Origin of the sequence: Sandarakinorhabdus sp. AAP62 (genome assembly GCF_000331225.1) — a bacterium.
GTDB lineage: Bacteria > Pseudomonadota > Alphaproteobacteria > Sphingomonadales > Sphingomonadaceae > Sandarakinorhabdus.
The window spans coordinates 106,346-126,856 of sequence record NZ_ANFY01000006.1 but is presented as its reverse complement, the minus strand read 5'-3'; the positions used below and the strand labels follow the sequence as shown (position 1 = coordinate 126,856).

At 67.7% G+C, this 20,511-nt stretch carries 16 protein-coding genes; 6 read left to right on the top strand and 10 right to left on the bottom strand.

Annotated features, from left to right (window positions below):
* The first annotated feature begins 47 nt into the window (after positions 1-47).
* Positions 48-1,676: a carboxylesterase family protein gene (locus D619_RS0106380; protein ID WP_017667745.1), complete on the top strand. Its 1,629-nt coding sequence runs from the start codon at positions 48-50 to the stop codon at positions 1,674-1,676.
* A 90-nt stretch (positions 1,677-1,766) separates the two neighbouring features.
* Here the strand turns inward: D619_RS0106380 and D619_RS0106375 are convergent, their stop codons facing one another.
* Positions 1,767-3,587: a TonB-dependent receptor gene (locus D619_RS0106375; protein WP_017667744.1), complete on the bottom strand. Its 1,821-nt coding sequence runs from the start codon at positions 3,585-3,587 to the stop codon at positions 1,767-1,769.
* A 24-nt stretch (positions 3,588-3,611) separates the two neighbouring features.
* Positions 3,612-4,250 (bottom strand): VTT domain-containing protein, encoded by a 639-nt coding sequence (locus tag D619_RS15810; protein WP_152417342.1) that lies wholly within the window; start codon positions 4,248-4,250, stop codon positions 3,612-3,614.
* 211 nt (positions 4,251-4,461) lie between these two features.
* Between D619_RS15810 and D619_RS0106365 the strand changes: the two genes are divergently transcribed.
* The 3 genes from D619_RS0106365 to D619_RS17175 are packed head-to-tail and all read left to right on the top strand — an operon-like array spanning position 4,462 to position 9,257.
* Positions 4,462-7,056 (top strand): c-type cytochrome, encoded by a 2,595-nt coding sequence (locus tag D619_RS0106365; RefSeq protein ID WP_020480406.1) that lies wholly within the window; start codon positions 4,462-4,464, stop codon positions 7,054-7,056.
* 10 nt (positions 7,057-7,066) lie between these two features.
* Positions 7,067-7,726, top strand: coding sequence for a heme ABC exporter ATP-binding protein CcmA (gene ccmA, locus D619_RS15805; RefSeq protein ID WP_017667741.1), 660 nt, complete (start codon positions 7,067-7,069; stop codon positions 7,724-7,726).
* Positions 7,719-9,257 carry an ABC transporter permease gene (locus tag D619_RS17175; RefSeq protein ID WP_017667740.1) on the top strand — a complete coding sequence of 513 codons (1,539 nt, stop codon included), beginning with the start codon at positions 7,719-7,721 and terminating at the stop codon, positions 9,255-9,257. The genes ccmA and D619_RS17175 overlap by 8 nt, the downstream gene beginning before the upstream one ends.
* On the opposite strand, the gene D619_RS0106350 is transcribed toward D619_RS17175, so the two are convergent.
* Genes D619_RS0106350 through D619_RS15785 form a run of 5 tightly spaced genes read right to left on the bottom strand, consistent with a single transcriptional unit; the run spans position 9,245 to position 14,942 of the window.
* Positions 9,245-10,312 (bottom strand): MBL fold metallo-hydrolase, encoded by a 1,068-nt coding sequence (locus tag D619_RS0106350; RefSeq protein ID WP_017667739.1) that lies wholly within the window; start codon positions 10,310-10,312, stop codon positions 9,245-9,247. The genes D619_RS17175 and D619_RS0106350 overlap by 13 nt on opposite strands.
* Positions 10,309-11,400 carry an aldose epimerase family protein gene (locus tag D619_RS0106345; protein WP_243442612.1) on the bottom strand — a complete coding sequence of 364 codons (1,092 nt, stop codon included), beginning with the start codon at positions 11,398-11,400 and terminating at the stop codon, positions 10,309-10,311. The genes D619_RS0106350 and D619_RS0106345 overlap by 4 nt, the downstream gene beginning before the upstream one ends.
* 20 nt (positions 11,401-11,420) lie before the next feature.
* The gene (locus D619_RS15790) at positions 11,421-12,950 is read right to left on the bottom strand and encodes a PQQ-dependent sugar dehydrogenase (protein ID WP_017667737.1); all 1,530 of its coding nucleotides are present in this window, start codon (positions 12,948-12,950) and stop codon (positions 11,421-11,423) included.
* Complete coding sequence (locus tag D619_RS0106335) at positions 12,947-13,702, bottom strand: SDR family NAD(P)-dependent oxidoreductase (RefSeq protein WP_017667736.1); 756 nt, start codon at positions 13,700-13,702, stop codon at positions 12,947-12,949. The genes D619_RS15790 and D619_RS0106335 overlap by 4 nt, the downstream gene beginning before the upstream one ends.
* A gap of 4 nt (positions 13,703-13,706) precedes the next feature.
* On the bottom strand, positions 13,707-14,942 hold the full coding sequence (locus D619_RS15785; protein ID WP_017667735.1) for an MFS transporter: 1,236 nt from the start codon (positions 14,940-14,942) through the stop codon (positions 13,707-13,709).
* Between the two features lie 245 nt (positions 14,943-15,187).
* On the opposite strand from D619_RS15785, the gene D619_RS0106325 reads away from it, so the two are divergent.
* Together D619_RS0106325 and D619_RS0106320 are read left to right on the top strand one after the other, a co-directional pair.
* Complete coding sequence (locus D619_RS0106325; protein ID WP_017667734.1) at positions 15,188-16,018, top strand: SDR family oxidoreductase; 831 nt, start codon at positions 15,188-15,190, stop codon at positions 16,016-16,018.
* A 14-nt stretch (positions 16,019-16,032) separates the two neighbouring features.
* Entirely contained in the window at positions 16,033-16,773 is a 741-nt protein-coding gene (locus D619_RS0106320) for an SDR family oxidoreductase (RefSeq protein WP_017667733.1), read from the top strand.
* 209 nt (positions 16,774-16,982) lie between these two features.
* Here D619_RS0106320 and D619_RS0106315 read toward each other — a convergent pair whose 3' ends face one another.
* The 3 genes from D619_RS0106315 to D619_RS0106305 form a co-directional block, all read right to left on the bottom strand.
* Positions 16,983-17,828 carry a fumarylacetoacetate hydrolase family protein gene (locus tag D619_RS0106315; protein ID WP_017667732.1) on the bottom strand — a complete coding sequence of 282 codons (846 nt, stop codon included), beginning with the start codon at positions 17,826-17,828 and terminating at the stop codon, positions 16,983-16,985.
* Positions 17,829-17,877: 49 nt separating this feature from the next.
* The gene (locus tag D619_RS0106310) at positions 17,878-18,555 is read right to left on the bottom strand and encodes a GntR family transcriptional regulator (RefSeq protein ID WP_193743260.1); all 678 of its coding nucleotides are present in this window, start codon (positions 18,553-18,555) and stop codon (positions 17,878-17,880) included.
* A 139-nt stretch (positions 18,556-18,694) separates the two neighbouring features.
* Entirely contained in the window at positions 18,695-20,446 is a 1,752-nt protein-coding gene (locus tag D619_RS0106305; protein ID WP_026090781.1) for an IlvD/Edd family dehydratase, read from the bottom strand.
* Positions 20,447-20,511 lie beyond the last annotated feature (65 nt).

The window sequence follows — 20,511 nt, the reverse complement described above, 5'->3', positions numbered from 1 at the left end:
GAAATGCCTAGCTTACTGTATACAGTCTACAGTTATTTGGGGGTGATATGCTGGATCGTCGTGAAATGCTGGGGGGAGTGGCGCTGGCCGGAACGGCGCTCGCCGCCAGCAGCGCCCGAGCGCAGACCCTGGGCGCCAGCAAGGCGCCTGGCATCGATCCGGCGACGCTGGTCGATACGGCGCAGGGCCGGGTGCGTGGCTATCGCGATGGCGACGTCCGCATCTTCAAGGGTATCCCCTATGCTGCCGATACCGGTGGCAGCAGCCGCTTCCTGCCTCCCGGCCCGGCGCCGAAATGGGCCGGCACCCGGAGCTGCATGAACTGGGGCCCGACCTGCCCGCAGCAGGTGCGCACCGGCTGGGCCAACGACGAGGAAGCCTGGCTGTTCCACTGGGACGATGGCTACACCGGCGAAGATTGCCTGCGCCTCAACATCTGGGGCCGCACCGATGCCCGCAATGCACCGGTGATGGTGTGGATCCACGGCGGCGGCTACACCGCCGGGTCCTCGCAGGAACTGGCCGGCTATGATGGCACGCGCATGGCGGCCAATCACGGCGTTGTCTTCGTGTCGGTCAATCATCGGCTGGGGCCGCTGGGTTACATGGATCTGTCCGAAGTGGGCGGCGCCCCCTATGCGCAGTCCGGCAATGCCGGCGTGCTCGATCTGGTGGCGGCGCTGCAGTGGGTGAAGGCCAATATCGCGGCGTTCGGCGGCGATCCCGGCAATGTCACCATCTTCGGCCAATCGGGCGGTGGCTCGAAAGTCTCCACGCTGATGGGCATGCCGGCGGCGGCTGGCCTGTTCCACAAGGCGATGATCCATTCCGGTGCGTCGATGCTGGGCAACGACAGCAACCGAGCCCGCGCCTTCACCCGCGAGGTGCTGGCCGAACTGGGCATCGGCAAGGAAGTCTTCCGCCTGCAGGCCATCCCCACCGCCGCGCTGATCGATGCCGGGCAGAAGGTGGCGCGCCGGCTTTCGGCCGGGCAGCCGACCAATCTGACCATTGGCGGCCCGCGCCGCCGGGCACCGGGCTGGTCGCCGGTGGTCGATGGCGTCACCATCCCGGAAGCGCCGTTCGTGGATCGGGCGCCAGCCATTTCCGCGCATGTGCCGCTGGTGGTGGGCAGCGTGCGCGATGAATCGGGCGGGGCGCTGCCGGAATTCGATGAAGCCGAACTGCTGAAGCGCATGGCCAATGTACCCGCTGCCAGCCGGGGCGAGGCGCTGGCGGCCTTCCGCGCGGCCTTCCCCGGCCTGTCTCCCGGCCATCTGTCGCGCGTGATGGCGGCGATGACCGGGCGCAACAACAGCGTGCATTTCGCCAAGCTGAAAACGGCGCAGGGCACGGCGGCCTTCACCTGGTACATGACCTATGCCTGCCCGACGCTGGAAGGCCGCTGGGGCAGCTTCCACTGCATCGACATTCCGTTCGCCACCGACAATGTCGAGCGCTGGGCCACCGCCACCGGCAACACCCCGGGCGCGCAGGCGCTGGGCCGGGCGATGAGCAGTGCCTGGGCGGCCTTTGCCCGCACCGGCAACCCGTCGATCAAGGGGATGGCCTGGCCGGCGCACGACAACCGGGTGCCGACGATGGTCTATGACAATGTGTCGAAGGTGATGATGGATCCGGCCGGCGTCGCACGCCGTGCCGTGATGGCGACCTGATTGGCGATCAGGTCGTAATCCTGGACGGTGGCTCCAAAAGGGCCACAGGCTGGCGCGCTGACTCCTCCCCTGGGCGGCGCGCCAGTTCGTTCACAGCCGAACGCTGGCCAGCAGGCGCAGGCGCAGTGGCGGGGCCGGGAAGCCGGCGGCATCCTGCCATTCGGCATCGATCAGATTGTCGGCGGCCAGCCTGATCGCCAGCGCATCCGTCGCCTGCCAGCGGGCATCGGCAGCCACCTGCACATAGGGTGACAGGCGCTGCCGCCCCCCCGGCACCGATTCATCATCACGCGCGCCGACGTGGCCGGCCCGCAGGTTGATGGCCAGCCGCTCTGCCGCCTGCCAGCGCACGGCGGCATTGGCCCGCCAGCGCGGTCGCAGAAGCAGGTCGGGCCCGCCGGCCCGGTCGCGTGGCCAGATATGCTGCACGGCCAGATCAAGCTGCAGGTCGCCCAGGTTTTGCACCAGGCTGGCGGCTACTCCATCGACGGCAACGCGGCCGCGGTTGACCAGCGCCGGCGCCGGCTGGAACACGAAATCGATGAGGTCGCGATAACGGGCAACAAAGCCGCCCAGCCGCAGCCGTGTGCCTTCCTGCTGCCAGATCAACGCCGCATCGCCGCGCTGGCCGGATTCGGGCCGCAACGCCGGATTGCCGACCAGCGGATTGGCCAGGGCATAGAAGCTGGGCGCCTTGAAGCTGCTGCCGGCCGAAGCCTCCAGCCGCCAGCCGTGGCCCAGTTCGGCAGCCGCGGCGATGCGGCCCGAAATGCGCGCCTTCAGGCTGCCGAAGCGATCGACGCGCACCGCCCCGCTGCCGGACACGGCGCCGGCCTGGGCGGCAACTTCGGCAAAGCCGGCCCAGGCGCCGCGATCCAGCCGATAGGCGGTGGGTAGCGTGAAAAAGCCGAAATCAAGTTCGCCGGTGGCGCGGCCGCGTTCGTTGCTGCCTTCGATGCCGGCGGCGATCTGCGCGGTGCCGGCGGTCCAGGCCAGGCTGGCCTGGCCAAGCAGGCGATCATAGCACGTCGCATCCGTGCTGGCGGGCAGGCCGGCGGGATTGCTGGCGGCACCGGCCACGCCGGGGCTGGCGATGCTGTCGCTGCGGCCGAGCCAGCTGGCATTGAGATCCAGCGCCAGGCCGTCGCCGAGTTGCTGGCGCGTTCGCACGGCGGCCAGATATTCCCGCGCCCGGCGCTGTTCGGCGATGCGGCGTTCGGCCAGCAGGGCGCCGCCACTGGCATCCGGGAAGCCCGCGGCGTCGATGTCGTTGACGCGCAGCAGCAGCCGGTCGGCGCCGTCACCGCGCACCAGCCTGAGCACGGCGGTGCGCGCGACGAACCGGGCCAGCGGCGTCGGCGTGCCATCATCGTCGATCTGGCCGGTCAGGCTGGCGCCCCAGCCGCCGCCGATCGGCCCGGACAGGCCAGCGGCGAGCGTGTGGCCGCCCCGGCTGATCCCGCCGGCCTGGGCCGTGAGCTCCAGCCGCTCGGCCGGGCCGCGCGGCGTGATCGCCAGCACGCCGGCCAGCGCGCCCGAACCATGCACGGCCGAAAGCTGGGCCGGCAGCAGGTCGAGGCTGGCGAGCCCGAAGCTGCCGATCTCGGCCAGGTTGACGGCGCCGCCGCGGGAACTGGTGGCGTTGTTGATCGGCACGCCATCGAACAGCACCAGCGTGAAATTGGGATCGGCACCGTCCAGCGTGGCGGCGGCAAAGCCACTGCGTCCGCCCGGCTGCGCAATGAACAGGTTGGGCACCCCGGCGGCGGCCGCCGCGATACTGCCCGATGCATCAAGCTGGTCGGACTCGATGCGGATCGCACTGGCCAGCGGCCGCAGCCGCGAGGCCGTGACGACCAGCGGCGGTGCCACCGCGGCGGATTGGGCAAGCAACAGGGTGGCAAGCAGCATGGGCACTCGATTGGCTGAAGGGGATCAGGCGCGGCGGAACAGATGCCACAGGGCATAGGCCAGCGCGGGCAGGGCAATGATGCCCACCAGGGCCGGCATCAGATGGCCGGCAGACGCCGTGGCACCAAGGCCGGCCCAGGCCAATGCCAGGGCGGCGTTGGCGGGCACGACGGCCAGCAGGAACGGCCGCCACGGCAGCCGCGCCGCGCCGGCCAGGATCACCACGGCTTCAGCCACCACCGGCACCGGTCGGCTGAGCAGCAGGGCCAGCGGACCGATGGGGCGAACCCGGGGATCAAGCCCGGCCAGCGCGGCATCACCAACCAGGCGCCCGGCCAGCGCCCGGCCGGGCTGGCGGCCCAGCCAATAGCCAATCAGCGCCCCAGTCATCAGGCCCATGAAGATCGCTGCTGCCCCCACACCCGCGCCCAGCGCGCTGCCACCGGCAACGGCAACGATGCTGGACGGCACCGGCAGCACGGGATCCAGTGCCAGCAGCAGCACCACCAACGCCATCACCAGCCACGGCCGATCGGCCAGTGCCGCTGTCGCTGCCAGCGTCCAGCGGGCCAGATCGTCGCCAACCAGCGCCCACGGCAGCAGGATGGCGGCCAGCAACCCCGTCAGCAACACCAGCCAGCGCGCACCTGATCCTGCCTGCATCGCCTGCACCTGCACCCTGCCTCCTGCCCGACCGCGACCGGATATCGTGCTGCGGCACGTCGTCCACCCCGTCAAGGCGGACCGGTTCTGACTTGCGATTGGCGCATACTATATACAGTATGCAATTGCCAAGCGCCGCCACCTGCGGCACGAAAGCCATATGGGCAGGATGATGATCAGGGCAGGAAACAGGGCACGTCGCAGGGCAGGGATGGGCGCGGCAGCCGCAGCATTGGCGGCACCGTTGCTGTTGGCGGCAGCCGATCTGGCCGTGCCGCCGCGCAGCGAACTGAACCGGCCCTGGCCCTTCTTCACGGCGGAAGAGCCCGATGAACCGCCGGTGCGCGCGCCCGCCGATGCGCTGAAAAGCTTTGCGATGCCGCCGGGCTATGCGGTGGAACTGGTCGCCACCGAACCGCTGGTGCAGGATCCGATCCTGATGGAATTCGATGGCGAAGGTCGGCTCTGGGTGATGGAACTGCCCGGCTGGGCGCACAATTTGTCGATGGAAAACAGCCTGGAACCGGTGAACCGCCTGGTGGTGCTGGATGATAGCGACAATGATGGCGTGTTCGACAAGCGCACGGTCTTTGCCGACAAGTTGGTGCTGCCCCGCGCCTTCAAGATCCTCGCGGGTGGCTGCGCGCTGATTGGCGAGCCGCCAACGCTGTGGAAGGCCTGCGACACCGATGGTGACCTGAAGGCCGATACCAGGGAGAAAGTCGCCGACGGCTTTGCCCGGCTGGGCGTGCTCGAACATGGCGCCAACGGGCTGTTCTGGGGGATGGACAATCTGCTGGTCGTTTCCGAGCATGAATGGAACGTCGCCTACAGGGCCGGCCAGTTCGTCACCGTGCCGGGCCTGCGCCGCGGCCAGTGGGGCGTCACCCAGGATGATGCCGGGCGCATCTATCGCAACGTCAACACCGATCCGCTGTTCGTCGATTATGTTTCGCCGGATTATTTTGCCCGCAATCCCGATCTGGTGCGCACCCGCGGACTGTACGAGAATCTCGTCGATCAGGAGAAAACCAACATCTGGCCAGCCCATCCCACCTTCGGTCTCAATCGCGGCTACCGGCGTGAGGTGTTCCGCGCCGATGGCACCGCCAGCTATTATGGCGGCGTGTCCTCGCCCCTGATCTATCGCGGCACCCGCCTGCCAGCCGACGTGCAGGGCATGGCCTTCGTGGCGGATGGGGCCACCAACATCGTGCACCTGCTGCGGCTGAAGGATGATGGCCAGGGCCGGATGGCGGCAGAGGATTATTATGCCAGGGGCGAATTCCTCGCCTCCACCGACGTGCGGTTCCGGCCCACGGCGCTTGCTGGCGGCCCTGATGGCACCATCTACATCGCCGACATGTATCGCGGTGTCTCGCAGGATGGCCCGCTGCAGACCGATTATCTCCGGGATTATATCAACAAGCGCGGGCTGGCGCGGGGCACCGGCCATGGCCGCATCTATCGGGTGGTGCATGTTGGCGCCAATGGTGCGGCCGCCCGGATGCCGCGCGATGCCCGCCCGCAGATGAGCCGCGATACGACCGCCAGCCTGGTGGCGCATCTGGCGCACCCCAATGGCTGGTGGCGCGACACCGCCCAGCAACTGCTGGTGCAGCGGGCTGATCCCAGGAGCCGGCCCCTGCTGGAACGGCTGGTGCGCGACCGCAAGACCGATTGGCGCACCCGCCTGCACGCGCTCTGGACGCTGAATGGCATCGGCGGCATGCAGCCAGCGCTGGCGCTGATCGCAATGGCCGATACGCGGCCGGAATTGCGCGCCGCCGGCTTGCGGCTGGCCGAACCCTGGCTGGCCACGGGCGACAGGAAGATGAGCAAGGCGGCGCTGGCATTGGCCGTCGACGCCAATTGGCAGGTGCGCGTGCAGCTTGCCGCCAGCCTTGGCGCGTTGCCGGCCGAACAGCGTACCGCACCGATGATTGCGTTGCTGAATGCGCAGGGCGATGATCCGGTGCTGGTCGATGCGGCGCTTTCAGGCCTCAAGGGCGGCGAGATGGCGGTGCTCACCGCGCTGGCTGGCCAGGCTGGCGCGCCGCGCGAGGCGCTGGCCATGCTGTCTGGTGCGCTGGCCAAGCGCCGCGATGCCGCCATTGGCCAGTTGGTGGCGATGGCCGGCGATGCCGGGCAGCCGGCACTGGTGCGCAACGCCCTGCTCGACGGGCTGGCCCTCGGGCTGGCCGGCGGCGTGCAGGCCGGCGGCAATGCCGTGGCCGGCGGGCGCGCGGGCGGCAATATCCCCGGCGTCACCCGGCAGCGTGGCGGCGGCAGCCGCTTCGAACTGGCGTCGGAGCCGCGCGGGTTGGCGGTGCTGGCCGACGGCAAGGACGCACTGGCCGAGCCGGCTAGGAAATTGCTGGCGCTGGTCACCTGGCCGGGCCGGCCGGCGCCGCCAGCGCTGCCACCGCGCAGTGCCGGCGAAGAAGCCTTGTTCCGGCGCGGCCAGTCGATCTATGTCGAGCAATGTTCCGGCTGCCACCAGCTGCAAGGCCAGGGCCAGGCCACGGTGGCGCCGCCACTGGCCGGATCGAAGCGTGTTGCCGCGAACGGCGATGTGCCGGTGCGCATCCTCACCAACGGACTGGAAGGCAAGATCGGCCTGATGCCGCCGCTCGGCAGCGCCATGAGCGACGAGGAGGTGGCCGCCGTGCTCACCTATGTCCGCCAGAGCTGGGGCAATACGGCAACGCCGTTGCCGCCGGCCGCCGTCAAGGAATGGCGCCTGGCCTTTGCCCACCGCACCACGCCCTGGTCGGAAAAGGATATCGACGCCCCGCAGCGATGAGGGTGAAGGCATGATCCTGATCGAGGGCCTGACCCGCAGCCGCGACGGGCGCCGCGTGGTGGATGACGTGTCGATCACGGCGGCAGCGGGCGAGATCGTCGGCCTGATCGGGCTGAACGGTGCCGGCAAGTCCAGCCTGCTGGACTGTGTGGCCGGCCTGGCCCGGCCGCAGGCGGGGCAGATCAGCGTGGCCGGCCATCCACCGGGCAGCCCGGCGGCGCGGCGGGCCACTGGCCTGTTGATGCAGCAGCCCGGCCTGCCCGAACGGCTGCGCGTGGCCGAGACCTTGCAGCTGTTTGCCGTCCTGCACGGCGTGGCGCCCTGCGCCGATCTGGCCTCGCGCCTCGGTCTGACCGCCATCGCGCAGCAGCAGGTGCGCCGCCTTTCGGCCGGCCAGCGACAGCGGCTGGCGTTGGCGCTGGCATTGCAGCACCGGCCGGTTGTCATTCTGCTTGATGAACCTGCCACCGCGCTCGACCCGGCCATGCGGCGCGATCTTGCCGCCATCCTCGCCGAACGGCGGGAAACCGGTGCGGCCATCCTGATGGCGACCCATGACCGCGACGAGGCCGCCAGCCTGTGTGATCGGCTGGTGCTGCTCGACAATGGCCGACTGGTGGCGGGCGCGGTGCTGGCCGATCTGCTGCAGGAAAGGCCCGGCCATGACTGAAGGACCGCTGTGGCCACTGGTGCGCGCCAATCTGCTGGCCTCGCTGCGCAACCCGATGGCGCTGATCTATGGCTGGCTGTTCCCGCTGCTGTTCCTCGCCGGCTTTGCTGCGCTTTACGGCGATGATCCTGTGCCGCTGGCGCTGCATGCCGGCCAGTTCTTCACGATCACCATCCTGGGCAGTGCGGCCTTCGGCCTGCCCACCCAGATGGTCAGCGAGCGCGAGAGCGGGCTGTGGCGGCACTATGCGCTCACGCCGGCCCCGCGCTGGCGCTTTGTGGTGGCATTGGTGCTGGCGCGGGCGGCGCTGCTGGCTGGTGCCCTGCTGTTGCAGCACTGGGCGGCGCGGGCGCTGGGCATGCCGCCGCTGCCGCACCCGGTGTCGACCGTGCTGGCGTTGGCCATCGCAGGCCTGTGTTTCCTGTGCCTTGGCGCGCTGATCGGCAATCTGGCGCCAAATGTGCCGGCGGTGCAGGCGCTGGGCCAGTGCATCTTCCTGCCAATGCTGATCCTGGGCGGCGTGGCAGTGCCGCTGGCCAGCCTGCCCGATTGGGCGCTGCCGTGGTCCAATCTGCTGCCTGGCCGCCATGCGGTGGTGGCGATCCAGACGGCGGTCACCGGCACGGGCACGCGCGCAGCGGGATTTGAACTGCTGGCGCTGGCAGGCCACGGCTTGCTGGCGCTGCTGGCGGCCGTGCTGCTGTTTCGCTGGGAACCGGCCGCGCCGCTGCGGCCCGGCCGCCGTGGTTTGTGGCTGCTGCCGCTGATCGGGCTGTGGTTGGCGCTGGTGGTGGTGGCCAATGTCCGCCAGCAGCCGATGCCCGCCGCTCCGGACACCGCCAACGCCGGCCAGCCGGCCGATTATGTGCGGCCTGCGCCCGGCATTACCGTTGCGGCGGCCGCTGCTCCAGCTGCTGCCCCATCTGCTGCTGCCCCAGCTGCTGCATCACCGCTCGCTGCGCCCATCGCGGCCCCGCCCCAGCCGCCGGTGCCGGCGGCAGCCACGGACGATCTTGCCGCCGCCCTTGATGGCATCGCGTTTGAACGGCTGCCACCCGATTCCGGCCTGGTCGCGCCGATCGCCAACGGGCCGCCTGATGCGGTGCTGGAAAATGCGCTGGCCCGCATCCAGCGGCAACTGGCGGATTGGCCTCCGGCCCGCTCCGGCAGCGAGGAACAGCAGGTGCGCACATTGTTGCTGATCGCTGCCGTGCCCGACCTGTTGCAAATGGACCCGCTGGAACGCCATTTGCCACTGCTGGTGGAAGCGCAATTGCAGGCACGCTTTGCGGCGCCGGCGCTGCAGCGACTGTTGCTGGCCATTGCCCTGCATCCCGATGCCGGAAGTGTTGCTGCCCGCGCCGATCTGCCCGCACTGGGCCTGCCGGCCCATGCGGGACCGGAATCGGCCGTGCGCGGTCGGGTGATGCTCTATGCCTTCAAGCTGCTGGGGCGGCTGTCAGGCCGGCGGGTGGGCGACCCGCCGCTGCCGAATGACCAACCCGAGCCCGAGCCGGCTCAGGGCGAATAGGTCTCGCTGGCCCCGGTGCGCGGGTTGCTGATGGCGATGCGCCCGTCGCGGCGCACGCTGATCAGCAAATTGCCATTGTCATCGCGGCCGGGGTTGACGATACGCGCTGGCGCAACATTGGCGGCCGGGTTGCGCAGCGCCCCGTGCAGCTGCCACACCACGGTGCCGGGCAGGGCCTGCAGGCGCTGCAGCACGGCGGCGTCACCGCCCTTGGTGGGGCCATTGTTCACCACCACGACACGCGGAGCCACGCTGGCAAGCAGCGACGGCGGGTTGGACAGATCGCTGCCATGGTTGTTGGCAAACATCAGGTCGGCCCGGCCGATGCGGTTCACCGGGCACACCAGGCTGTGCTCCAGCGTCCACGTCGTGTCGGCGAGGCTGAGGATGCGGGCCTTGCCCCAGCGCAACAGGAGCCCCAGCGATCGCGGGTTCTCCTCGCCGCCATTCTCGGCCTTGGCCGCCGGGCCATCACAGCCATGCCCCGGGCCACCGCCGCCCGGCAGCGGGCGCGGGCTGGCTTCGCCATCGCTGTTCACGGCCATCAGTTCAAGGCCGCCGACGCGCAGGCGTTCGCCCGCGGCCAGCACGCGGTGTTTCAGGCCGGCAATGGCCGCCGTGTAGAGCGGGTACAATGTGGCCGGCGCATTGGCGCGTTGGCCGGGGTTCAGCCCTTCACGCAGCGGTTCGCGGTTGGGACCATGATCGATCACCTGCCCGACCGGGAACAGCTTCAGCAAGTCCAACAGGCCGCCAACATGATCGACATGATAATGGCTGATGACGACATGATCGAGCCGCTTGAGGCCGGCGGCACGGGCGGCGGCGACAATTCGTTCTGCACTTGAAGCCGAGGCTGGCACCGGCGGTTCGCCCGGTGCAGCGCGCGGCACCCCGCGCCCCGCAGGCCAGCCCGCATCGATCAGCAGCGACCGACCCTCTGGCGTGACATAGAGTGTGGCAGCCCCACCCTCGACGTCGATGCTGACGATCTTCAGTTCCTGCGCCTGCGCTGGCGCGGCAAGGGCCAGGAAAGCCGCAGCGAGGCGTTTCATTTGATCACACCAAAGGCATAGACGGTTGTGGAGGTGAAGACCTCACCGGGCCGCAGCAACGTGGACGGGAAGGACGGCTGGTTGGGACTGTCGGGAAAATGCTGGGTTTCAAAGGCGATCCCGTCGCCTTGCCGGAGCAGCAGGCCGTTGCTGGCGGGCTGGCTGCCGTTGAAATTGTTGGCGGTATAGACCTGCATGCCCGGTTCGGTGGTGGAAACCAGCAGGCGCCGACCGGAGACTGAATCCACCAGCTCTGCAGCAGCGCGCAAGGTGCCGGCCGCACCGTCGATCACCAGATTGTGATCGATGCCGCGTGCCAGCAGGATCTGCGGGTGGTTGCTGCGCAGGGCCGGGCCAATCGGCTGCGGCTTGCGGAAATCGAAGGGTGTGCCGGCCACGGGCGCGATTTCGCCGGTGGGGATCATCCTGGCATCAACCGGCGTGTAGCGGCTGGCGAACAGGCGCAGCGATTGGCTGTCCACCGGCGCGCCGCCATGGCCGGCCAGGGTGAAATAGGCGTGGTTGGTGACGTTGATGTGCGTCGGCTTCGTGGTCGTCGCCCGCCAGTCCAGCCGCAGCTCGCCAGCGTCATTGAGCGTGTAGGTGGCGGTCACCTTCACCGCACCGGGAAAGCCATTGTCGCCATCCGGGCTGTCGAGGCTGAGCTCGACCCCGGCCGTGCTGCCTGACGGGATCAGTCGGGGCTTCCACAGCCTGGTGCCCCAGCCACCTTGCCCGCCGTGAATGGTGATGCCGGTTTCGGGATTGGCTGGCAGGGCAAAGCGCTGGCCATCGATGCTGAAGCCGCCGCCAGCGATACGGTTGGCGAAACGACCGATCAGCGTGTTGAAGGAACCGCCGCGATCCCAGGCGACGAAATCGGGCCGGGTGAGCACGACATTGGCAAGGCGTCCCTGCCGATCCGGCACCGACACTTCGGCCAGAGCGCCGCCGCGGGTGAGGATCACCACCTTGATGCCGGCCTTGTTGGCCAGGGTGATGGCTTCGACGGTCTCGCCCTTGGCGTTGGTGCCGAAAGGCGCAATGCTGGCGGTGGCGGCGAAGGCCGGCGCAGCCATCAGGGCCATGGCCAGAATCAGTGCCGGTCTCATGGCAGCGGGACCAGCCTGATGACGAGGCCAGGGGTGGAGGCTGACAGCGGCTGGCCGGTGCCCTGCCCGGTGGGCCGCTGCAACAGCACATAGAGCAGACCGTCGGGCCCGGTGGTGACGGCGCGCACCCGGCCATAGGATTTGAACAACACTTCCTCGTGGGTGATGCGTTCTCCATCCAGCACCAGCCGGCGTAGCTGCTGGCCGGCCAGACCGGTCACGAACAGGTTGCCGCTCCACGACGGATAGCGATTGCCGCGATAGAGCGCGATGCCGGAAGGTGCGATGGTGGGGGTATAATAGGTAATCGGGCCAATCATGCCCGGCGCCGTGCGCGCCGCGATGCCGGGCTGGATGCCCATCGAAACGACGCCCCAGCCATAATTGCCGCCGGGCTGGATCAGGTTGATCTCGTCGCCGCCGCTGGGGCCATGTTCGGCCTCCCACAGGCGGCCAGCGGCATCAAAGGCCAGGCCCTGCGGGTTGCGATGGCCCCATGACCAGATGGATGGCACCACGTCCGGGCGGTTCACGAACGGGTTGTCCGACGGGATGCTGCCATCGCGATTGATGCGGTGCAGCTTGCCCAGCGGTGTCGACAGATCCTGCGCGTTCTTCATGTCGCCGCGCTCACCGACGGTGAACAGCAGCCTTCCCTGCGGATCAAAGGCCAGGCGCGAGCCATAATGCACGCCGCTGGGCGTGTAGCGATCGAGTGGCGCGCGGAACAGCGTCTGCGCATCCACCCACGCGCCCTGCCGGTTGAGGCGGCCGCGCACGATCACCGTCATCGATGGGTGATTGGGCGGCCGTTCGCCGGGCTTCAGGGCCGGGGCTGGCGGCAGCTGATAGCCGGGCTGCAGTTCGACGAGGCTGAGGTAGATCCAGCCGGTTTTGCGGTAATCGGGGTCCACCGCCACGTCCAACAGGCCTGCATCCTGCCGTTCCCACACCGGCGGCGTGTTGGTCACGGCCTGCGGCAGCAGCCTGCCCTTGCGATCGATGATGCGCAGTCGGCCAGCGCGTTCGGTCACCAGCAACCGGCCATCAGGCAGGAAGGCCAGGCCCCACGGCGTTTCCAGCCCCTGCGCCACCACGTCGATGCGGAATTTCTGCTGTTCCGATGCGATCACCGCGCCGGCCGGATCGGCAATGAACCGGGGCCGGGGCTGGGTGTTTTCGGCTTCCAGCCGCAGCCAGGCGATCAACTGCCAAATCTGTTCCGATGGCAGCACCTCGCCAAAGGCCGGCATCTCGGCACCCTCCACCCCATTGGTGATGATGCGGAACAGATCATCGTCGCTGCGCTGGGACAGCAATCTCTGGTCGAACAAATTGGGTGCGCGGCCAGCAGTGCCGGGGGCGCCATGGCAGCCGCTGCAGTTTTCGGTGAAGCGCTCCCCCGTCAGCCGCTGCAGTTCGCGACCGCCGCCAAAGCCGGCGGTCGCGGCTGGCGGCGGGGCCTGCGCCGACAGCAGGGCCGCCCCCAGTGCCAGGCTCGCAGCAAGGCCGATCCGGCGGATCACCGTGCTGTCCAGCCCCCGTCGATCAGGATATCGGTGCCAGTGACGAAGCCGGCGAGATCGGAGCAGAGATAGGTGACCAGCGCGCCGATCTCCTCCACCTTGCCCCAGCGGCCGACGGGCAGGCTGGCCAGGAAGGCGGCATTGGCCTCGGGATTGTCCATCACCGGGCGGTTCATCTCGGTGCCGAACGGGCCGGGGCTGATGGCGTTGACCGTGATGCCTTCGGCGGCCAGTTCCAGCGCCAGCGCCTTGGTCAGGCCCAGCAGGCTGGCCTTGGCCGAGGAATAGGCGGTGCGGCCTGGCAGCGAGATATGCGCCATGATCGAGGCCAGGTTGATGATGCGGCCATAGCCGGTGCCCATCATGCCCGGCACGAAGGCATGGCAGGCCAGGAAGGTGGAAATCAGGCTGGAATCAATCACGCTGCGGAATTCGGACAGGCTGAATTCGACCAGATTCTTGCGGATGTTGGTGCCAGCCGAATTGATCAAGATCTGTGGATTGGGCGACCATCCGTTCACGGCAGCCGCCAGCGCGGCCACGCTGGCTTCATCGGTCACATCGGCGGTGAACACGGCCACCTCGACGCCATTGGCTGCCAGTCGGCTGGCAAGGGCGTCCAGCTTTTCCCGCCGGCGTCCGACCAGTGCCAGCCGGGCGCCGGCGGCGCCCATAGCTTCGGCCATGGCTTCGCCCAGCCCGCCGCTGGCGCCAATGATCACGGCCGTGCGGCCGGCGAGTGAAATCTGCATGTGCTTATCCCTTTACGGCGGCAGGCGCGGTGCCCACGGCTCCCATCACGATCCAGCTTATGGCGCCGATACCGGCGACACCCGACATCAGCCACAGCATCGGCGTCCAATCATTGCCGCTGGCTTCCAGCAGCATGCCGCCAACCACGGGTGCCAGGAAACCGGAGAAATTGGCGAACATGTTCATTGCCGCGCCCATGGTGGCGGTATAGCCCTGGCCCAGTTCCACGCACTGGTTCCAGCTGATCGGCACCAGCATGTCGCCCAGAAAGGCAACGCTGGCGAGCAGCGCGATTGCCACCCAAACGTTGCCGGCCTGCGGCACCAGCGCCATCAGGATGGCGACACTGGTGAAGCAGCCGATGGCAACGGCGCGGCGCGATACCCAGAGCGGCAGCATCCCGGCGGTGAGCGAGCCAAGCCCGCCCATGAGCAGCGGCAGAACCGACAGGCCGGCCATGCCGGCCGCGCTCTGGCCGTGTGCCTCGCCCAGGAAGGTCGGCATCCAGGTGACGAAGAAATACCAGACATAGGACCAGCAGAAATATTGCAGGCACAACAGCAGCGCCTGCGGGCGCAGCAGCAGTTTCACCCAGCTTTCGGGCGCATGGGCGACCAGCGCCTGCGATTCCGCCAGCAGCGCTTGTTCGGCATCGTTCACGCCCGGATGATCGGCCGGCCGTTCATGGAAGCGTCGCGAGAACCACGCGACCCAGGCCGCACCCAGCAGGCCGAACAGCACGAAGGCCCAGCGCCAGCCGACGAAATTGATTGCCAGCAGCACCAGCGGCGGCGTGACAGCGCCGCCCCAGCGCGTGCAGGCCCACATCAACGCCTGCGCCTTTACCCGCTCGCCGCGCGGCAGCCACTGGCTGAGCATGCGGGTGAGATTGGGGAAGCACCCTGCCTCGCCCGCACCAAACAGAAACCGGATCACCCACATCGAGGTGAAACTCCACGCCGCCCCTGTCAGCGCCGTGAAGAACGACCAGGCCAGCACCAGGCGAGACAGGATCTTCTTCACCCCGAGCTTGTCGCCAACCAGGCCCATCGGGATTTCGAACAGGGCGTAGGACAGACCGAATGCCCCGAACACCATGCCCATTTCCGATTTGTCGAGACCAAGATCGGCCGAGATCGGTCCGGCGGCCTGGCTGATCGCCACGCGCTGGACATAGGCCAGGATGGCCAGCGCCAGCGCCATCACCACAACGCCGTGGCGCACGCGGGTGGGGGTCATGCCTGCGATTCCGTCACGTGCCATTCCCCCCAATTCGCCTGGATAGTGTGCGCTTAGACTATCGGCAGGCGCAAGTGTATACTGAATACGATTTTTGCTTGTCAATTCACCCTGTCCGGGCCAATGTCGATATTGAGCTTGCCGCTGCCCCCATTTGAGGGGCAGCCTGGAAATGGACCAGCTTGGGGCGGGCATGGTGGCAAGTGGGGGGCTCGGTTGTGGCGCCAGGCCAGGGAGAATTGGTCATGAACGAATGGGCGCGGGTCAGCACGGCCAGCCTGTCAGGACAAGTGGCCCTGGTCACTGGTTCAGGCCGCGGTCTGGGGCGGGCCATCGCATCGCGGTTGGCGGAACTGGGTGCCGATGTCGCCGTCCATGATATCTCGGAAAACGCACCGGCGCAGTTTGGCGAGGAAAAGAGCCTGACCGGCTTGGCTGAACGTCTGGCGGCGCAATTGGGTGTGCGCACTGCCGCCGTTCTGGGCGATATAGCCGATGAGGCGCAGGTGGCTGCCATGGTAGCCGCCACCGAACAGGCGCTGGGACCAATTTCGATCCTGATCAATTGCGCGGGCGGTGATATTGGCGCGGCTGGCGGCAAGCCCGACCCCAATGGCGCGCTGGACATCAGCCTTGCCGACACGCAGGCCATCATCAATCGCAATTTCATCGGCACCATGCTGGTTTGCCGTGCCGTGATGCCCGGCATGGCGGCGCGTAACGAAGGCAGCGTGATCAACTTCGGCTCGCTCAACGGTCATCGCGCCGTGACCAGTGAGGTGGTCTATGGCTGCATGAAGGCCGCCATCGTGCACTACACCCGCTGTCTCGCAATGGAGATGCGCCCGCATGGCGTGCGCGTGAACGTGGTGTCGCCCGGCCCGACGATGAGTGCGCGCTTCCTCGCCACCCGCACCACTGATCCCGCCATGATGGCCGCCGGCCCCAACCTCGACCGCTATGCCACGCCCGAGGAAGTGGCCGGCGTGGTCGCGTTTCTTGCCGGGCCAGACAGCCGCTTCGTTTCGGGCCAGGTGGTGCGCATTGACGGCGCCGCCGGTCTGTATCCAGCCTGATTGGAACACCGCACATGAGCAGCAGACTGGCAGGCCGCACCGCCCTTGTGACCGGCGCCGCGCAGGGGATCGGCCTTGCTATCGGTCGGGCCTTTCTGGCTGAAGGCGCGACCCTGATCGCCACCGACATCGCAGCCGATCGCCTGGCCGCCGCCTATGCCGGTACCGGCGCGCGCCTGGTGGTGCTGGACGTCACTGATGAGGTGGCAGTGAATGAAGCGGCAGTGACCCACAGCAATGTCGATGTGCTGGTGAACTGCGCCGGCTGGGTGGCCAATGGCACCATCCTTGAAAGCACGGCGCAGGATTTCAACCGCAGCTGGAACCTGAACGTGCTGGCGATGGCCACCACCATCCGGGCGTTCCTGCCGGCGATGCAGGCGCGGCGGCGGGGCTCGATCATCAACATCGCTTCGGTTGTGTCGTCGGTGAAGGCGGCGCCCAACCGCTGCGCCTATGCCACCACCAAGGCGGCGGTGATCGGCCTGACCATGTCGGTGGCGCGCGATTTCATCGCCGATGGAATCCGCTGCAATGCCATCAGCCCTGGCACGGTAGACAGCCCCAGCTTGGCGGATCGTCTTGCCGCCACCGGTGATGCCGATGCGGCCCGTGCCGCCTTCGTGGCGCGGCAGCCGATGGGCCGCATCGGCACGCCCGAGGAAATCGCCGCCGTCGCCGTGTTGCTGGCCAGCGACGAGGCGACCTTCATGAGCGGCAGCAACATCGTCATTGATGGCGGCATGAGCCTTTAGAGCAGCTTTCGACCAACTTGGATCAGCGTCATCGCCCTTAAGGGCGACCCCTTCGGGGCGGGGCGATTTCGGCTCAGGGCAGCGTCGCTCATCGGTTACGATGCTTAAGGCATCGCGCCCTCCTCGCTTCTTGCCCCAAACCAAAATCGCTCCCGCGCCGCAGACCCAAGTTGATCGAAAACCGCTCCAGGGCCCATTCCGGAGCAGGTTCAGCCCGGCCAGCGCCTGACCTGCTGGCGCTGCCGGCCCAGCCCGCTGATACCCAGTTCCATTACATCGCCATCGTTCAGAAACACCGGCGGCTTCATGCCCATGCCCACGCCGGGCGGTGTGCCGGTGGAGATGATGTCGCCGGGCTGCAGGCTCATGAACTGGCTGACGTAAGACACCACGGTAGGCACATCAAAGATCAGCTTGTCAGTGTTGCCGGTCTGCACGCGCTTGCCGTTCAGATCAAGCCACAGGTCCAGATTATTGATGTCGTCCACCTCTTCCAGCGTCACTAGCCACGGGCCGAACGGGCCGAACGTGTCGCAGCCCTTGCCCTTGTCCCACTGGCCGCCGCGTTCCAGCTGATATTCGCGTTCCGAAAGATCGTTGACCAGCACCAGCCCGGCGACATGGTCCATCGCCGCGTCCTTGCTGACATAGCGGGCCTCGCGGCCGATCACGACGCCCAGTTCCACTTCCCAATCGCTCTTTACCGATGTCGGCGGCAGCAGCACATCGTCGTTCGGCCCGATGATGCTGGAGGTGGCCTTCATGAAGATGATCGGCTCTGTCGGCACGGCCATGCCGGCTTCGTTGGCATGATCGATATAGTTGAGGCCGATGCAGATGAACTTGCCAACGCGGCCCACCGGTTCGGCGATACGCACATCATCGCTTACCACCGGCAGCGCTGTCACGTCGATGCCGGCCAGTGCCGCGGGCAGCCGGTCCAGAAGCGCACCATCGATATCGGGGATGATGCCGGCGAGGCTGCGAATCTGCCCCGCGCTGTCGAGCACGCCCGGCCGTTCATGGCCGCGGGCTCCGTAACGCAGCAATTTCATGGATTTGCCCTTTCATCTGGCAGGAATGTCCCTGCCAGCGGGCAGGGGTTCAATCGTCGGTCAGCGCCATGCTGGAGAAACGCTCCGGTTCGGAATAGGCCATGCGCAAGTGGGTGAGCAGCGCCATGCGCGGATCGGCGTTGCCACCAGTCACCACGTCGAGCAGTTCGCGATGATGATTCAGCCGCCATTGCCGCATCTCGCGCGACACATGTTCCAGTGTCTTGTGGGCGAACAGCGCGATCGTCAGTTGATCCAGCATGCGTTCCAGCCAGGGATTGCCGGCGGTGCGCCAGATCAACTGGTGGAAGCGGCGATCCAGATCGGCGGCTTCGGCCAGCGGGCCCTCCCAATGCTCCATCTGGTCCACAAGTTCTTCCAGCTGGGCGCGAATTTCGGGGGTCAGGTGGGCCCGCGCCAGCTTCATCGCTTCGGCTTCCAGCACGATTCGCAGTGAATTGATCTGCTGCACCTCGGTTTCGGAAAGCTGCATGACGAACATGCCGCGGCGTTCCAGGTTCATCACCAGGCCCTGTTCCTGCAGGTGGGACAACGCCTCGCGCACCGGAATGCGGCTCGTGGTAAATTCGCGCGCGATCTGGCTTTCGTTCAGCCGGTCGCCCGGCTTGTACCGGCCCGCCAATATCTGCTGCCGCAAGGCGCGCGCGATATGGTTGCGCAGGGTGGACGGCGTCTCGGTCAGGGCGAGGGGTTCTGCAGTCGCCACGGTGCCAGTTTCCTCTTTGCTGAGGCCGCTGCACTGTTGCCGCGCGTGACCCAGCATTTTGTACAGCATATAGGCCGCAATCGCCGGCACGCAAGCCGGCAGGCAGCGACTTGGGCAAATGTCCCGCCATTGGTGCCGATCAGTGGTTGTGCCGGGGCAGGCGCGCCCCGACCTTCTGGAAATCCACGGCGAATTCCAGCACGGCGCCGCCTTCCAGGCTGCCGACATGGGCGCGGTACAGCGCTTCCCACGGGGTGTGGCTGGCTGGCGGAGCGGCCGGCCATTCGGCCATGCGGCGGGCGATTTCGGCTTCGTCCACCAGGGCGTCGCAGCGGCCGGCATTGAGATCGATGCGGATGATGTCACCTGTCCGCAGCCAGGCGAGTCCCCCGCCAGCTGCCGCTTCGGGCGAGCAATGCACGATCGACGGGCAATCTGACGTGCCGGATTGGCGGCCATCGCCAATGGTGGGCAGGCTGGTGATGCCGGCGCGGATCAGCGCATCGGGCGGCTGCATGTTGACCACTTCGGCGCTGCCCGGCCAGCCGATTGGGCCGGCGCCCCGCATGACCAGGATGCAATCGGCATCGATCCCCAGCGCCGGATCGTTGATGCGGTGATGATAATCATCGCCGCCATCGAACACGATGGCGCGGCCTTCATAGACGCCGTGCGCTCCCGTTCGCTCCAGGTAGCGGCGGCGGAACTCGTCGCTGATCACGCTGGCCTTCAGGATGGCGAAATCGAACAGATTGCCGCTGATCGGCATCAGGCCGGCAGCGGGGCGGAGCGGATCGGCCACGGTGCGGATCACGTCACCATCGGCATCTGGGGCGTTGGCAATGTTGGCTGCCAGCGTCTGCCCGGTTACGGTCAGCCGTTCAGGGTGGATGAGGCCGGCGCGGGCCAGTTCCTTCAGTACCACCGGAACGCCGCCGGCGCGGGCAAAGCCTTCGCCGAGGTGGGTACCTGCCGGTGCCATGTTGAGGATCAGCGGCACGCCCATCCGGTCCCGCCAGTCGTCCACCGTGATGTTCTGGCCGGCGTGGCGGGCCATCGCGGTGATGTGCGGCTGGGCATTGGTGGAACCGCCGATCGCCGCGGTGAGCGTGATGGCATCAAGGAAGGCTTCCCGCGTCAGGATGCGGCTGGGGCGCAGATCGTCACGCACCATCTCGACGATACGGTGCCCAGTGGCGTAGGCATATTGCGCCCGTTCCCGCCAGGCCGCCGGTATCGCCGCGCAGCCGGGCAGGGACAGGCCCAGCGCTTCGGCGATGGCGTTCATGGTGGAGGCGGTGCCCATGGTGTTGCAATGACCGACCGACGTGGCGGACGCGGCAGCAGCGGCGATGAAGCCCTCCTCGTCGATCTCGCCGGCGGCGAGGCGCTTGCGGCTGGCCCAGATCACCGCGCCGGAGCCGACCCGCTTGCCTTCGTGCCAGCCATCCAGCATCGGCCCGCCGGACAGCACGATGGCCGGCAGATCCATTGTGGCGGCGGCCATGATGCCGCTGGGCGTGGTCTTGTCGCAGCCGGTGGTGAGCACCACGCCATCGAGAGGATAGCCGTTCAATATCTCGACCAGCCCCAGATAGGCCAGGTTGCGATCGAGCGCGGCGGTAGGGCGGCGGCAATTCTCGAAGATCGGATGCAGCGGGAATTCCATGGCGATGCCGCCGGCGTCGCGAATGCCTTCCTTGACCCGCTGCGCCAGTTGCAGGTGCACACGGTTGCAAGGGTTGAGATCGCTGCCCGACTGGGCGATGCCGATGATCGGACGGCCAGAACGCAATTCGGCCGGTGTGAGGCCATAATTCATGAAGCGCTCGAGATAGACCGCCACCATGTCGGGCCGGTCGGGATTGGCGAACCAGTCCTGCGAGCGCAGGCGCCGCCGGCTGCCATCCGGGGCCCTGCCGGGGTTCCCGCTGTCTGGGGTGCCGCCGTCTGCCA